Source organism: Streptomyces diversicolor (genome assembly GCF_057537855.1).
On record NZ_BAAJXA010000017.1, the window covers coordinates 104266 to 119324 of the forward strand.

13 protein-coding genes and 1 pseudogene are annotated in these 15059 nt (G+C 71.7%); 5 read left to right on the forward strand and 9 right to left on the reverse strand.

The window, feature by feature from the left end:
• Window positions 1–11: 11 nt before the first annotated feature.
• Complete coding sequence (locus tag AC27LF_RS21340; RefSeq protein WP_479659153.1) at window positions 12–998, forward strand: ABC transporter ATP-binding protein; 987 nt, start codon at window positions 12–14, stop codon at window positions 996–998.
• Window positions 985–1902 (forward strand): ABC transporter permease, encoded by a 918-nt coding sequence (locus tag AC27LF_RS21345; protein ID WP_479659152.1) that lies wholly within the window; start codon window positions 985–987, stop codon window positions 1900–1902. Before AC27LF_RS21340 ends, AC27LF_RS21345 begins: the two co-directional genes overlap by 14 nt.
• Here the strand turns inward: AC27LF_RS21345 and AC27LF_RS21350 are convergent.
• A complete protein-coding gene (locus AC27LF_RS21350) occupies window positions 1892–2527 on the reverse strand; it encodes a flavodoxin family protein (protein WP_479659151.1) in 636 nt (211 codons plus the stop codon). The genes AC27LF_RS21345 and AC27LF_RS21350 overlap by 11 nt on opposite strands.
• A 287-nt stretch (window positions 2528–2814) precedes the next feature.
• Here AC27LF_RS21350 and AC27LF_RS21355 point away from each other — a divergent pair, with 287 nt between their 5' ends.
• Window positions 2815–4557: a tetratricopeptide repeat protein gene (locus AC27LF_RS21355; RefSeq protein ID WP_479659150.1), complete on the forward strand. Its 1743-nt coding sequence runs from the start codon at window positions 2815–2817 to the stop codon at window positions 4555–4557.
• A 25-nt stretch (window positions 4558–4582) separates the two neighbouring features.
• On the opposite strand, the gene AC27LF_RS21360 is transcribed toward AC27LF_RS21355, so the two are convergent.
• The 3 genes from AC27LF_RS21360 to AC27LF_RS21370 all read right to left on the reverse strand — a co-directional run bounded on the left by AC27LF_RS21360 (window position 4583) and on the right by AC27LF_RS21370 (window position 6519).
• Entirely contained in the window at window positions 4583–5059 is a 477-nt protein-coding gene (locus AC27LF_RS21360; RefSeq protein WP_479659149.1) for a VOC family protein, read from the reverse strand.
• A 57-nt stretch (window positions 5060–5116) separates the two neighbouring features.
• Window positions 5117–5335, reverse strand: coding sequence for a hypothetical protein (locus tag AC27LF_RS21365; RefSeq protein WP_479659148.1), 219 nt, complete (start codon window positions 5333–5335; stop codon window positions 5117–5119).
• Window positions 5336–6078: 743 nt separating this feature from the next.
• Entirely contained in the window at window positions 6079–6519 is a 441-nt protein-coding gene (locus AC27LF_RS21370) for a winged helix-turn-helix transcriptional regulator (protein ID WP_479659147.1), read from the reverse strand.
• A gap of 215 nt (window positions 6520–6734) precedes the next feature.
• On the opposite strand from AC27LF_RS21370, the pseudogene AC27LF_RS21375 reads away from it, so the two are divergent.
• Window positions 6735–7814 (forward strand): annotated as a pseudogene (locus AC27LF_RS21375) (MFS transporter); the annotation flags it as partial.
• An 80-nt stretch (window positions 7815–7894) separates the two neighbouring features.
• Here the strand turns inward: AC27LF_RS21375 and rarD are convergent.
• Both rarD and AC27LF_RS21385 read right to left on the reverse strand, forming a co-directional pair.
• Window positions 7895–8923, reverse strand: coding sequence for an EamA family transporter RarD (gene rarD, locus AC27LF_RS21380; RefSeq protein WP_479659146.1), 1029 nt, complete (start codon window positions 8921–8923; stop codon window positions 7895–7897).
• A 145-nt stretch (window positions 8924–9068) separates the two neighbouring features.
• Window positions 9069–9923, reverse strand: coding sequence for an SDR family oxidoreductase (locus AC27LF_RS21385; protein ID WP_479659145.1), 855 nt, complete (start codon window positions 9921–9923; stop codon window positions 9069–9071).
• Between the two features lie 92 nt (window positions 9924–10015).
• Between AC27LF_RS21385 and AC27LF_RS21390 the strand changes: the two genes are divergently transcribed.
• On the forward strand, window positions 10016–10447 hold the full coding sequence (locus tag AC27LF_RS21390; protein ID WP_479659144.1) for a winged helix-turn-helix transcriptional regulator: 432 nt from the start codon (window positions 10016–10018) through the stop codon (window positions 10445–10447).
• Window positions 10448–10770: 323 nt separating this feature from the next.
• On the opposite strand, the gene AC27LF_RS21395 is transcribed toward AC27LF_RS21390, so the two are convergent.
• The 3 genes from AC27LF_RS21395 to AC27LF_RS21405 all read right to left on the reverse strand — a co-directional run bounded on the left by AC27LF_RS21395 (window position 10771) and on the right by AC27LF_RS21405 (window position 14730).
• Complete coding sequence (locus tag AC27LF_RS21395) at window positions 10771–11850, reverse strand: 2-oxoacid:ferredoxin oxidoreductase subunit beta (protein ID WP_479659143.1); 1080 nt, start codon at window positions 11848–11850, stop codon at window positions 10771–10773.
• A complete protein-coding gene (locus AC27LF_RS21400; protein ID WP_479659142.1) occupies window positions 11843–13771 on the reverse strand; it encodes a 2-oxoacid:acceptor oxidoreductase subunit alpha in 1929 nt (642 codons plus the stop codon). Before AC27LF_RS21400 ends, AC27LF_RS21395 begins: the two co-directional genes overlap by 8 nt.
• A 299-nt stretch (window positions 13772–14070) precedes the next feature.
• A complete protein-coding gene (locus AC27LF_RS21405) occupies window positions 14071–14730 on the reverse strand; it encodes a LuxR C-terminal-related transcriptional regulator (protein WP_479659232.1) in 660 nt (219 codons plus the stop codon).
• Window positions 14731–15059: the final 329 nt, after the last annotated feature.

Here is a 15059-nt window from a genome sequence, read left to right on the forward strand (position 1 = left end):
CGAGGGAGCCGATGGACGATGCGTCCACCACGGGGCGAAGGACGGCGCGGGAGCCGGAGGACGCGGGGCCGAGCGTCATCGACACCCGCGGCCTGACCAAGCGCTACCGCGGCGGACAGCTCGCCGTCGACGGTCTCGACCTGACCGTCCCGGCGGGCAGCGTCTTCGGCTTCCTCGGTCCGAACGGCTCGGGCAAGACCACCACCATCCGCATGCTGATGGGACTCATCGAGCCCACATCCGGCACCGCGCGGGTACTCGGGCGGCCCATGCCCCGCTCGGCGCGCGCGGTGCTGCCGCAGGTGGGCACGCTCATCGAGGGCCCAGCCCTGTACGGCTTCCTCTCCGGCCGGGACAACCTCATACGCTACGACGCCGCCGATCCGACCGCCGACCCGCGCACGAGACGGGCCCGGGTCGCCGCCGCCCTGGACCGGGTGGGCCTGGCCGCCGCCGCGGGCAAGAAGGCCAGGGCGTACTCGCTGGGCATGAAGCAGCGGCTCGGGCTGGCCGCCGCGCTGCTCCAGCCGCGCAGGCTCCTGGTCCTGGACGAGCCGACCAACGGGCTCGACCCGCAGGGCATGCGCGAGATCCGTTCCCTGGTCCGGGAGTTGGCGTCCGACGGCACGACCGTCTTCCTCTCCTCCCATCTCCTCGACGAGATCGAGCAGGTGTGCACGCATGCGGCGGTGATGGCGCAGGGCCGGCTCATCACCCAGGGCGCGGTGGCGGACCTGGCCGCCGGGGCGCGCGGCCGGCTGGTCGTGACCACGCCGGACACCGGGGACGCGGCCCGGGTGCTCAAGGAGCGGGGCGTGGGCGATGTCGTGGTCGCCGAGGACCGGGTGACCGCGGAGCCCCCGGAGGGTGAACTGGCCGATCTGAACACCGCGTTGGTGTCGGCCGGCGTCCGCGTCCGCGGCTTCGGGGTGGAACGGGCATCGCTGGAGGACGCGTTCGTGGCGCTGACCGGAGAGGGGTTCGATGTCACAGGTTGACGCCGGGGCGGGCGAGTCCACGGTCGCGGTGCCGGCGGCCGGGCCCGGGGCGGGACGCGCCCCGAACCCGCTGTGGACCTTCGGGTTCCTGCGCAGCGAACTGCTCACCACCTTCCGGCGCTGGCGCACGCTCGCGCTGCTGGGTGTGCTGGCCGCGGTGCCGATCCTGGTCGGTATCGCCGTCAAGATCGAGACGCGGGACGGCTCATCGGTCGGCCCAGGCGGTGGCGAGGGGCCGGCGTTCATCACGCAGATCACCAACAACGGTCTGTTCCTGGTGTTCACCGCGCTGGCCGCGACGCTCCCGTTCTTCCTGCCGATGGCGATCGGGGTCGTCGCGGGCGACGCGATCGCCGGCGAGGCCAACGCCGGAACCCTGCGCTATCTCCTGGTCGCCCCGGCGGGCCGCACCCGCCTGCTGCTCACCAAGTACGCGACGACGATGGCGTTCTGCCTGGTGGCCACACTGGTGGTGGCGGTCTCGGCGCTGGCCGTCGGGGCGCTGTTGTTTCCGCTGGGCGAGCTGACGACCATCTCCGGCACGCGGATAGGCTTCGCCGACGGCCTGGCGCGTGCGCTGCTGATCGCCCTGGTCGTGGCCGCGTCGTTGATCGGTCTTGCCGCCCTCGGTCTGTTCGTCTCCACCCTCACCAACAGCGGGATCGCGGCGATGGCCACCACGGTGGGGCTGCTGATCACCGTGCAGATCCTCGACCAGATACCGCAACTGCACGCGATCCAGCCGTACTTCTTCTCGCACTACTGGCTGTCCTTCGCCGACCTGATGCGCGACCCGATCTACTGGGACGACCTGGTCAGAAACCTCGGATTGCAGGGGCTGTACGCGGTGGTGTTCGGCTCGGCGGCCTGGGCGCGGTTCACGACGAAGGACATCACCGCGTAAGGGCGCCGTCCTTACGGGGCCGGGGTGCCTGGACGACCGCGTCCGTCTCGTGCGGGAAGCGGGCAAGCGGTGCCTCTCGCGCGAAGAAGGTCTTCGCACGCGCCAGCGCCTCCGTGTCCTTGAGTACGTCGCCCTGCGCGCTGCCGCAGCCGAGCAGGACGCCGCCGAAGCGCATCTTCATGTACGCGGCCGAGTTGTTGAGCGTGCCGATCAGCGGGGCGGCGACATCGGCTTCGCGGGCCGCGAGCACGGAGACGCCCCAGAGGGTGCGTCCGGCCAGGGTCGCCTTGAAGTCGATGCCGGGGGTGCGCAGCCAGCCGGACCAGTAGTCCAGATAGCGCTTGGTCGGGCCGGACACCGAGTACCAGTACAGCGGTGAGGCGATCACGATGTCCGTGGCGGCGAGCGTGGCGTCCAGGAGCCGGCCGACGGCGGTGTCGGAGGGCGGCCGCACATGGTCGCTGTCGTGGCGCAGGTCGGTGAACTCGGGCAGCGGATGGTCGAGCAGGCGGATCCACTCCTGCTCGACATCCACGGGCAACTGGTCGGCGGCCCTGTGGGCGAGCAGTTCGGTGTTGCCGTCGAGACGGGTGCTGCCCAGCACGAACAGAAAACGGCGGGTCATCGATCCCCCAGATGATCGGCACGCGAGGAATACAGGCTTACGCATTATATGCGCACGCAAGGAAGTCCTGTCGAGGGTGCGGAGAGCGTGCTGGGCGGGGGCTGCCGGGTCCGCGGGGCGGGGCCGGTGAAGCGGGTCGCCGGCCGGACCGTCGTGTTGCCGCGGACGGGAGGGTTCCTGGTGCGAGTCTGTGACGTCGCGGTGACGCGGAATCGGTGGCGAGCGGCGACACTCGACAGTACGCATGGGTACGACCGGATCGTGACGCCGGGGGAGTGAGGGGGCAGATGTCTCGACTCAGCCGCGAGGAGAAGCGGGAAGAACGGCGCGGTGCGGGTCCGGCGGAACCGGTGGACGTCCGCGTCTCGGCCGCGGGCGAGGCGACCGTTGACGGTGTACCCCTTGCCGCGGCCCCCGGCCGGGAGATCCAGCATGCCGTCCTGGATCACCTCCAGCGCCTGGCCCGCACGCTCGGCCACCCCGTTCGGGCGGCGATCCACGACGCCCGCGTCGGCTATGTGGTCCCCCTCCAGGTCGACACCAACGGCGCCAGCCGCTTCACCGCCGACCCGGCCAAGATGACTCCCCAGACCGAGGCGGGGGCGCCGGCGCCGGGGATGTCCGGGACGGCTTCGGAACCGGGACTGCCGGAAGAGGCGGAAGGGCAGGAGGGCAGGGCGGAGCCGGCCGACGGTTCGGGCGAGCCGGCCGACGGCCTCTCCTCGGGCTCCGGGCATGGCTTCGCCGCTGCCGTCGACGAACGGCCGCCGTATCGCGACAGGCCCACCCACTTTCTGCGGCCCGTCGCCGAACCGGTACGGGAGGTCGCTCCCACGTACCCGCTGCGGGCGGTACCTGAGCCGACCCCGGACAGGCAGGCTGCCGTACCTGAGCCGACCCCGCACGCGGAGCCTCCGGTGCCAGAGCCGACCCCGTACGCGGAGCCTCCGGTACTAGAGCCGACGCCGCTCGCGCAGCCCTCGGCGCCAGAGTCGACGCCGCTCGCGCAGCCTCCGCTACCGGAGCCGCCGCCCGCGCAGGCTGTGGTCACGTTCGCGCCCGGGCTGGTGACGGACGTCGCGCCGGGCATGGTCCGGCCCCCCACCGGCGTCTTCGGACCGCCCCCGGTCATGCCCGGCCGCCCGCCCCGCCCGGCGGACCCGCCTCACCTCACGGACCCGCGTCCTCTCACGGAGCCGCGTCCTCTCATGGACCCGCCTCACCTCGCGGAGCCGCCGCGGCCCACGGGCCCGCCGCACCCTGCGGAGCCGCCGCGGCCCGTCGAGGTGTCCCCGTCTGCCGGGCCGAGCCCAGCCGCGGTGCTGAGGCCGGCGGGGGTGTCCGGGGCGGACGGTGCGTCCGGTTCCGCGCCGGACTGGGTGTCCGACGCGGCCGTTTCGGGGGCGAGTTCCGCCTTCGCGCTCAGTGTTCCCGAGCCACCCCGCACCACCGCCCGGCCGCCCGCCGACGAGGTTTCCGCCGGGGCCGATCCCGATCCCAGGCCCACGCCGGCCCGCGGGTTCGACGCCGTGGCCGAGGCCGTGCTCGAAGACCGGGACGGGGAAGGCGGCGGGGCCGTGCTCGGGGAGCCGACCGCGCGGATCAACGAGGCCGTCAGGGCGGGGCGGATCGACACGGCGGCCGAGCTGGCGAAGCGTACCGTCGAGGAGGCGGCGGCCGACCTGGGGCCCGATCATCCCGAAGTGCTCCGGCTGCGCGAACTGACCGCCTACATCGCCTACTTGTCCGGCGATCCGCTGCACGCCTTCCGGTTGTCGCTGGACCTCGCCCGGCTCCGCCGCGGCAGCCGGGACCCCGAGGCGGCCTACGGCAACGTCCAGAGCGCGGCGGCGGCCTGGCGCGCCGTACGCGACCCCGAGCAGGGTCTCAGCCTCGGCCGTGACCTGATCGCCCTGTGGACGGAACTCACCGCCGAGGACGGCCCGGCGGCCGACGACATCGAGCAACTGGAGTCGGCCCGCGCCCGCATGGTCCGCCTGACCGAACGCGCGGCCCGGGCGGCCGACTAGGCCGGCCGGGATCTGCCGCCCGCCGTCACTGAACGCAGAACTCGTTGCCCTCCGGGTCCGTCATCACCACCCACTCCCCGCCGTTCTCCCGCACCCGCCGCAGCACCCGCGCGCCCAGCCGCTCCAGTCGGCCGACCTCGTCCTCGCGTCCACCCGTGCCCGCGTGCACGTCGATGTGGAGCCGGTTCTTGCCGGACTTCGATTCCGGGACCCGCTGGAACAGCAGCCGCCTCCCCAGCCCGGTGCCGCCGTCCTCGTCGTACGGGTCGTCGGGATGCCGTACGGCGATCAGGTCCCGGAAGGCGGGGCGGCCGTGGTGCTCGACGGTCGCCGCGCCGGGCAGCGCGCCGAGCCCCAGCAGCCGTTCGACGAGCGCGCTGTTGTCCTCGACCTCGTAGCGCAGCGCGGCGGCCCAGAAGTCGGCTTGCGCGTGCGGGTCGGCGGCGTCGATGACCAGTTTCCAGTGGAGCGGAGCGGGGCCCGGTGCGGATGTCTGCGTCATACGGCCACTTATAGCCGACGCCACAGACAGTCCCATCGGACGGCAGCGGGCCCCGGCTCAACGTGGTCGTGCGCGCGCAGCGGGCCGCGCTCCGGGTTCCAGCGTGGCGAGGAAGCTCTCGGCCGCGTCCTGGACCCGGTCACGGTCGCCGGTGGCGAGCAGGTCGAGCAGCAGCCCGCGGATCGTGGCGATCACCAGGGTGGCCGTGCGCTTCGCGGTCACCGGGTCGGTGTCCGGTCTCTGCGCGGCGCACAGGGCGCTCATCCAGTCGGCCACGACGTGCTCAAGGAAGTCCGCGAACTGCTGTGGTGCCTGCAGAGCGCGTCCGTAGGCCGCGAAGAACAGCCGGAACTCCGCGCCCCGTCGCGGGTCGGAGGTCCGCGTCCAGACCCAGCGCGCGGCCGTCGCCAGATCGGGCTTCGCGCCGAGCGCCGACCCGTCCCGGTCTGATCGCCGACCTGGAGGCGGGCCACTACTTCGCCTGAAGCACCCCGGGGTCGGAGAACGAGCCGGATACGAGCCGCACGTCGGCCGCGCGCCCGCCCAGCGGGGTCCGACCGGCGGAGCCGAGGACGCACACCGACACCCTCGGCCCACAGCCCCGACCGGGGCGCCGACGAGCCTCCGCCCGTCGGCCCCTGACACCCAGCCGAACGAAGCCGTCGGCGCCGAGTGCCGTCGGTGCGGGCCGCGCTCCGCGTTTCCGTGTGCTCGCGCCCTGCGCGCGGCCGAAGCCGTTCGCGGCTCGCGCCGCCGGCGCCGCCGGTGCCCCGCACTGTAGGAGCCGCCCGCGCACACATCACCGAACCCGCTCGCCGCCCCGCCCACCGAACTCGCCGACGCTCCGCCCCGAACTCGTCCGTAGCCGATGTCGCCCGCGCTGCCTGTGAACCGGCCCGCAGATCCCCCTTCGCGACCCGCCCCGCCGAGCTTGTCCGTGACTCGCCCACCGATCCCGTGCCCGTCACGTGGTGCCCAGGTTGTCCGGAAACGGTTCCGCGGGGCGGGATCGGGCGGGTTCAGCGGGTGGTGGTCTGCTGGACGCGGGTGTCGTAGGCCGTGCGGGCCGCCGCGATCTCCTCCTGGTGGTCCTCGGTCCAGGTCACCAGGGACTGGATGGTGGCGTGCAGGGTCCCGCCGAGCGGGGTCAGCTCGTACTCGACCCGCGGCGGCACCACCGGATGGACGGTGCGTTCGACCAGTCCGTCCCGTTCCAGCTGGCGCAGCGTCACGGTCAGCATGCGCTGGCTGACCCCGTCGATCTCCCGCCGCAGCTCGGTGAAGCGCAGCCGCCGGTTGTCCAGCAGTGCGATGACGAGGAGCGACCACTTGTCGGCGACCCGGTCGAGGATCTGCCGGACCTGGCAGTCCTCCCGGGTGTCCCACTGGAAGGGGTCGGCGTCGCCGTAGTCCACGGTGCTCGCGCAGTTACTCGGTGACTCAGAAGTGCCTTCTTCCATACCTGCCGATGCTGCCCCAGGCTGGATCCCGGTTACAAGAGGGAACCGATCCACAAGAGGGAACCGATCCACAAGAGGGAACCGACCCTCGATCCGGTGACCCCGCCCCTTCCCTTGCTCCCTGTCCTAGGAGTGTTCTCATGGGCACCCGTGCCTGGGCCCTGCTGCTCGTGCTGTGCGGAACGATCTTCCTGGAGGGCATCGACATCGCCATGATGGCCGTGGCGATCCCCGCGATCCGCGCCGACCTCGGCCTCGCCACCGACACCGCGGCCTGGGTGATGAGCGCCTACGTCCTCGGCTACGCCGGTTTCACCCTGCTCGGCGGGCGCGCGGCCGACCTGCTCGGCCGCCGCCGGATGTTCCTGCTCTGGCTGACCGTGTTCGTCGCGTTCTCCGGCCTCGGCGGACTCGCGACGGCGGGCTGGACGCTGGTCGTGGCACGGTTCGCCACCGGTGTCTCGGCCGCGTTCATGACACCGGCCGCGCTCTCCCTCATCACCACCTCGTACGAGGAGGGCCCGCGGCGCGACAAGGCCCTGCTGGTCTTCGCCGGTACGGCCGCGGGCGGCTTCTCGCTCGGCCTGGTCATCGGCGGTCTGCTCACCCAACTCGGCTGGCGCTGGGTGTTCTTCGCCCCGGTGCTGCTGGCCGCCGCGCTGCTGCTCGCGGCCGTGCGGCTGATCCCGGCGCAGGCCGCGCCGCCGTTCCGGCTCCGCGGCTTCGACCTGCCCGGCGCGATCACGGCCGCCGCCGCGATGCTGCTCGCCGCCTACGCCGTCGTACGCCTCGAACACGGCCTCGACGGCTGGCCGGCGACCGCCTCGGCGGCCGTCGCCGCGATGCTGCTGGCCGCCGCCTTCCTCGCCATCGAGCGGCGTTCCGCGCATCCGCTGGTGCGGCTCGGCATCCTGCGCAACGGCCCGGTCGTACGCGCCGACCTCGGGGCGCTGCTGTTCGTCGGCGCCTTCTTCGGCTTCCAGTTCGTGCTCACGCTCTACCTACAGGAACTGCGCGGCTGGTCGTCCCTGCGGACGGCCGTTGCGCTCGTCGTCATGGGCTGCGACGCGGTCCTCGCCCCGACCCTCACCCCGAAACTGGTCACCCGCTACGGCAACACGCGCGTGATCGTCGGCGGCTTCCTGCTGGCCGTGCTCGCCTACGGGCTGTTCCTGCCGGTCGGCGCCGACTGGCCGTACCTGGCGATGTTCCCCACGCTGATCATCGCGGGCATGGCCTTCGCGCTGGCCTACGGGCCGCTGACGATCGCGGCGACCGACGGGGTCGCCGAGCAGGAGCAGGGCCTGGCGGGCGGGCTGCTGCACACCTCGACCCAGTTCGGTTCGGCGATCGGGATCTCGGCGGTGACCGCGGTCTACGGCCTGGCGGCCTCCGGATCCGGCTCCGGTCCCGAGGCGACGCTCTCCGCCTTCCGGGCGGCGCTCGCCGTGCCGGTCGTCATGGTCCTGCTGGGCACGGCGCTCTCGCTGGCGAGCGTGCGGGCCGTGCGGGCCGCGCGACGGGCGGCCCGCAGAGCGTCCCAGGTCAGCAGCGACAGCGCCAGCCACACCAGCGCGAACCCGGCCCAGCGCTCGGGCGGCATGGCCTCGTCGAAGTAGAGGATGCCCAGCAGGAACTGGAAGACGGGCGCCAGGTACTGCAACAGCCCCAGTGTCGACAGCGGCACCCGTATCGCCGCGGCGCCGAAGCAGACGAGGGGGAGCGCGGTGACCACGCCGGTGGCGGCGAGCAGGGCCGCGTGCCCGGCGCCGTCACCGGTGAAGGTGGAGTCGCCCTGCGCGGTCAGCCACAGCAGATAGCCGAGCGCGGGCAGGAACTGGACCGCGGTCTCGGCGGCCAGCGACTCGATGCCGCCGAGGTTGACCTTCTTCTTCACCAGCCCGTACGTGGCGAAGGAGAAGGCGAGGCTCAGGGAGATCCACGGCGGGCGGCCGTATCCGACGGTCAGCACCAGCACCGCGGCGAAGCCGACCCCGACCGCCACCCACTGCGCGGGCCGCAGCCGCTCCTTCAGGATCAGCACGCCCATCGCGATGGTGACCAGGGGATTGATGAAGTATCCGAGGGATGCCTCGACCACGTGTCCGGCGTTCACGGCCCAGATGTAGACACCCCAGTTGACCGTGATCACCGCCGCCGCGACCGCGATCAGCCCGAGTCGGCGCGGCTGGCGCAGCAGTTCCCCGGCCCAGGCCCAGCGCCGCACGACGAGCAGCAGTACGGCGACGAAGACCAGGGACCACACCATCCGGTGGGCAAGGATCTCCAGCGCGCCGGCCGGCTTCAGCAGGGGCCAGAACAGCGGTACGAGCCCCCACATCCCGTACGCCGCGAAGCCGTTCAGCAGACCTGTCCGCCGCTCACCCCTCGACTCGCCGGCCACGGGCCCCTCCCTCTCACGTCCTCGCGCGCGTGTTCGCCTGGACGAAGGTAGCGCCGAGCGCCCCCGCCTGTCATACCCGTATTGGCATACGGTCATGACAAGGCAGGGGCGCGGGGCCGGGGCCCGGGGGTCGCGGTGCGGCCGGTCAGCCCTTGAGCGCGGCGGTGACGGCCTCCGCGATCGGACTGGTCGGCCGCCCGGCCAGGCGGGACAGATCTCCGGTGGAGACGACCAGCTCGCCCTTGGCGATCGACGCGTCGACGCCGACCAGGATCGCGGCCATCGCCTCGGGCATCCCGGCGCCGGTCAGGATGCCCAGCAGGGTCTCGCCCGGCACGGAGTTGTAGGCGATCTCCTTGCCGGTCTGCCTGCTCAGCTCGGCCGCGTACTCGTCCAGGCTCCACGCCTCGTCGCCGCCCAGCTCGTACGTCTTGTTCTCGTGCCCCTCGCCGGTGAGCACGGCGACGGCGGCGGCCGCGTAGTCGGCGCGCGAGGCCGAGGAGATCAGGCCCTCGCCCGCCGCCGCGACGACGGCGTCGTGCGCCAGCACCGGGGCCAGGTTCTCCGTGTAGTTCTCGTGGTACCAGCCGTTGCGCAGCAGCGTGTAGGGCAGGCCGGAGGCCAGCAGCACCTGCTCGGTGGCCCGGTGGTCGTCGGCGAGGGCGGCCGTCAGGCTGCCGGGGGCACTGGTGTAGGCGAGCAGGGCGACGCCGGCCGCCCTGGCGGCGTCGATGACGACGGTGTGCTGTTGGACCCGGCCCTTGTCGAACTCGTTGCCGGAGATCAGCAGCACCCTGTCGCCCGTGGCGAAGAGGTGGTCGAAGGTCTCGGGCCTGTTGTAGTCGGCCACGGCGATCCGCACGCCGCGGGCCGCGAAGTCGGCGGCCTTCGCCTCGTCGCGTACGACGGCGGTGATCTGCTCGGCCGGAACCTTCTCCAGCAACTGGTTGACGACGTGGCGGCCGAGGTGTCCGGTGGCTCCGGTGACGACGATGCTCATGGTGGAGGACTCCTAGTGGGGGTGCGTCTGTCGCTAACCCTAGGAGCGGCGCTAACCCAGGGAAAGTACCCACTTTGAAGTAAGGTACGGGCATGGGAGTTAGTGCTGTGCGGAAGGCGGCCCGTGACGACGGCGAGGCGATGTGCCCCCACCGCCTCGTCCTCGAACACGTCACCAGCCGGTGGGGCGTCCTCGTCCTGATCGAGTTGCTGGACCGCCCCCACCGGTTCAGCGAGCTGCGCCGGGCGGTCGGGCGGTTCGGCCGGGGCGTCAGCGAGAAGATGCTCGCCCAGACCCTCCAGGTCCTGGAACGCGACGGGTTCGTGCACCGGGACGCCAAGCCGGTGATCCCGCCCCGGGTCGACTACTCGCTCACCCCGCTCGGCCGTGAGGGGGCCCTACAGGTCCGGACGCTGGCGCGCTGGACCGAGACCCGCATGGACCAGGTCCGGGAGGCCCGGGACCGGTACGACGAAACAAAGCGCCCGGCACAACCCACCACACGAGACACCCGGCCGGCCTGAGGGGAATTGCCGGGCCGCCGAGACTCGGCGCCACAGCCGCCGCAAGTTGAACAACTTACGTCGCCGGAAGCGGCCGGAGGCGTCGGCTGCTGGGACGCTGGCCGAGTCGGCCGCCTGGAAGGCACGGCCGGGACGGTGTCAGCCGCTCGGTGGCCGGAGGCGTCAGCTGCTTGCGTTGTTGGGTGGCGGTTGGGTGGCGGTCCTGGGTGTGGTGCGGGCGGGGGCCCGGGTGGTGTGGTGCGTCCGGGCCCTCGTTCTGCAATCCTGCCGTACGGTCGGTCGCCGGCACCGCGGAACGTTCAGCCCGCGGCGGCCGATGGCGGTCAGCCGATGACGGTCCAGGTGTCGTTGCCGGCCAGCAGGGCCGCGAGGTCCCCCTTGCCGTGCTGCTCGACGGCCGCGTCCAGCTGCTCGGCCATCCGTGTCTCGTACACCGGGCGCTCGACGCTGCGCAGCACGCCGATGGGCGTGTGGTGCAGGGTGTCCGGGTCGGCCAGCCGGGACAGGGCGAAAGCAGTGGCCGGCGAGGCCGCGTGGGCGTCGTGGACGAGGATGCGGTCCTCGTTGTCAGGCGTCACGGTGACGATCTCCAGATCACCGGTGACCGGGTCGCGCACCACACCCCGGCCGCCGTCAGGCCCGAACCGGACCGGCTGCCCGTGCTCCAGGCGGATCACCGCCTCCTGAGCGCCGTGCTGGTCCTTGAGCGCGTCGAAGGCACCGTCGTTGAAGATGTTGCAGTTCTGGTAGATCTCCACCAGCGCGGTGCCCGGATGGGCCGCCGCCTCCCGCAGCACCCCGGTGAGGTGCTTGCGGTCGGAGTCGATGGTCCGGGCCACGAACGACGCCTCCGCGCCGAGCGCCAGCGAGACGGGGTTGAACGGCGCGTCCAGGGAGCCCATCGGGGTCGACTTGGTGATCTTGCCGACCTCGGAGGTGGGCGAGTACTGGCCCTTGGTGAGGCCGTAGATCCGGTTGTTGAACAGGAGGATCTTCAAGTTGACGTTGCGGCGCAGCGCGTGGATGAGGTGGTTGCCGCCGATCGACAGCGCGTCGCCGTCGCCCGTGACGACCCAGACGGACAGATCGCGCCGGGTGGCGGCCAGACCGGTCGCGATCGCGGGAGCGCGGCCGTGGATGGAGTGCATCCCGTAGGTGTTCATGTAGTACGGGAAACGGGAGGAGCACCCGATGCCCGACACGAACACGATGTTCTCCCGGGCCAGCCCCAGCTCCGGCATGAAGCCCTGCACCGCCGCCAGGATCGCGTAGTCACCGCACCCCGGGCACCAGCGCACCTCCTGGTCCGACTTGAAGTCCTTCATCGACTGCCGGGCCACGGCCTTCGGCACGAGCGAAAGCGCCTCGATCGTGTCCGTGCCGCTCGTGGACGTCTCAGCCATCGATGGCCTCCTTCAGCGCCGCGGCGAGCTGTTCCGCCTTGAACGGCATTCCGCTGACCTGGTTGTAGGAGCGGGCGTCGACCAGATACTTCGCCCGGATCAGCAGGGCGAGCTGACCCAGGTTCATCTCCGGGACCACCACCTTGTCGTAACGTCTCAGCACCTCCCCGAGGTTCCCCGGGAACGGGTTGAGATGGCGCAGATGGGCCTGTGCCACCGGCAGCCCCTGAACCCGCAGCCGCCGCACCGCCGCGGTGATCGGCCCGTAGGTGGAACCCCAGCCCAGCACGAGGAGGCGCGCGCCGTCCGGATCGTCGACCTCGATGTCGGGCACCTCGATGCCGTCGACCTTCGCCTGCCGGGTGCGGACCATGAAGTCGTGGTTGGCCGGGTCGTAGGAGATGTTCCCCGTGCCGTCCTGCTTCTCGATGCCGCCGATGCGGTGCTCCAGACCCGGCGTGCCCGGAACGGCCCACGGGCGCGCGAGCGTCTGGGGGTCGCGCTTGTACGGCCAGAACACCTCGGTGCCGTCGTCCAGGGTGTGGTTGGGGCCCTGTGCGAACCGCACGCGCAGATCGGGCAGTTCCTCCAGCGCGGGGATACGCCACGGCTCGGAGCCGTTGGCCAGGTAGCCGTCGGACAGCAGCAGCACCGGCGTACGGTACGTCAGCGCGATCCGGGCCGCCTCCAGGGCCGCGTCGAAGCAGTCGGCCGGCGTGCGCGGCGCGATGATCGGCACCGGGGCCTCGCCGTTGCGGCCGAACATCGCCTGCAACAGGTCGGCCTGCTCGGTCTTGGTCGGCAGACCGGTCGAGGGCCCGCCGCGCTGGATGTCGATCACCAGCAGCGGCAGCTCCAACGAGACGGCGAGCCCGATGGTCTCGGACTTCAGCGCCACACCGGGGCCGCTCGTCGTCGTCACCGCCAGGGAGCCGCCGAAGGCCGCCCCGAGCGCGGCGCCGATGCCGGCGATCTCGTCCTCGGCCTGGAAGGTCCGCACACCGAAGTTCTTGTGCTTGGACAACTCGTGCAGGATGTCCGAGGCCGGGGTGATCGGGTACGAGCCGAGGAACAGCGGCAGGTCCGCCTGGCGGGAGGCGCTGACCAGGCCGTAGGCCAGGGCCAGGTTCCCGGAGATGTTGCGGTAGGTGCCCACCGGGAAGGCCTTCGCGGCCGGGGCGACCTCGTAGGAGACGGCGAAGTCCTCCGTGGTCTCGCCGAAGTTCCAGCCCGCGCGGAAGGCCGTCAGATTGGCCTCGGCGATCTCCGGCTTCTTCGCGAACTTCGTCCGCAGGAACCTCTCCGTGCCCTCGGTCGGCCGGTGGTACATCCACGACAGCAGGCCCAGCGCGAACATGTTCTTGCTGCGCTCGGCCTCCTTGCGGGTGAGGTCGAAGTCCTTCAGCGCCTCCACCGTCAGCGTGGTCAGCGGCACCGGGTGCAGCCCGTAGCCGTCCAGCGAGCCGTCCTCCAGCGGGCTGGTGGCGTAGCCGACCTTCTGCATCGCCCGTTTGGTGAACTCGTCCGTGTTGACGATGATCTCCGCGCCGCGCGGCAGGTCGCCGATGTTCGCCTTCAGCGCGGCCGGATTCATCGCCACGAGGACGTTCGGCGCGTCGCCGGGCGTGAGGATGTCGTGGTCGGCGAAGTGCAGCTGGAACGACGAGACACCGGGCAGGGTGCCGGCGGGGGCCCGGATCTCCGCCGGGAAGTTCGGCAGTGTCGACAGGTCGTTGCCGAACGACGCCGTCTCCGAGGTGAACCGGTCACCCGTGAGCTGCATACCGTCACCCGAGTCGCCCGCGAACCGGATGACCACCCGTTCCAGTTGCCGGACGTCCTTCGTACCGCCCGGTTTGCGCTGCTCTCCTACGACGGCACCGTCGGCCTGCTCCGCTGGGCTGCTGACCTGGCTGGTCACTGAACTGGACCTCCTTCGAGGCTGCTGTCCGGGCATGGTCGTCCCAGGGACCTTCCCAGGATCAACCCTACGTCGCTTAGGGTCGCCTTCCCGCGGTCATTCGCATGATGGACGGCATTCCGAGACGGCCCGTCGTCCTGACGTGTCACGATGTCCCCCCGGCTCTTTCGATGACGCTCCCGGCTCGTTCCCCGGTACTCACTTCCCGTTCTGGCACACGGCCATCCCGCATCCCGGGAAACGCGACCGGCCGGCCCCCGGCCGGCACCCTGTCAGGCCATCGCGGTCCGGACAGGCCCTCACGAATTCAGATAGGTGAGAACGGCCAGAACCCGCCGGTGGTCCCCCTCGCTCTGCGACAGGCCGAGCTTCAGGAAGATGTTGCTGACGTGCTTCTCCACGGCCCCGTCGCTGACCACCAGCTGCTTGGCGATCGCCGAGTTCGTCCGCCCCTCCGCCATCAGCCCCAGGACCTCCCGCTCCCGCGGCGTGAGCCCCGCGAGCACGTCCTGCTTGCGGCTGCGGCCGAGCAGCTGCGCGACGACCTCCGGGTCCAGGGCCGTACCGCCCCTCGCCACCCGTACCACCGCGTCCACGAACTCCCGCACCTCGGCGACGCGGTCCTTGAGCAGATATCCGACGCCGCGGCTGGAACCGGCCAGCAGTTCGGTGGCGTAGCGCTCCTCCACGTACTGCGACAGCACCAGCACCCCGAGGTCCGAGTGCGCCTTGCGCAGCCGTACGGCGGCCCGCACCCCCTCGTCCGTGTGCGTCGGCGGCATCCGCACGTCCGCGACCACCACGTCCGGCAGCGCACCCTGCGCGGCCAGGTCCGCAATGGTCTTGATCAGCGCCTCGGCGTCTCCGACGCCGGCCACCACCTCGTGCCCGCGGTCGGTCAGCAACCGGGTCAGGCCCTCTCTGAGCAGCACCGAATCCTCGGCGATGACCACCCGCACCCTGTCCTCCACGTCCTGCACGATCCTCCGGCCCCCCACAGCCCGAACCTCCGACGGTGCCCGTCCGTACGGAGGTCCAGCATTCCAGCAATCCCACCGCACCGCGCACGCGGCATCGGAACAACGGCACGAAATTCCGGCGCCGCACGAGCGGCACCGGAAGAGGGGACCGCTTCATGCCTCATTCGGTTGCCTGCCGCCTCGTGGCGCACGCGCGTGTGCTGCGGGGCGATGTGGTGCCGGGCTGTGTGCGGCCGGGCTGTGTGCGGCCGGGCTGTGTGCCGCGGCCCCATGTGCTGAGGGTCCGTGTGCCGCGCGTCCGGGTGTCG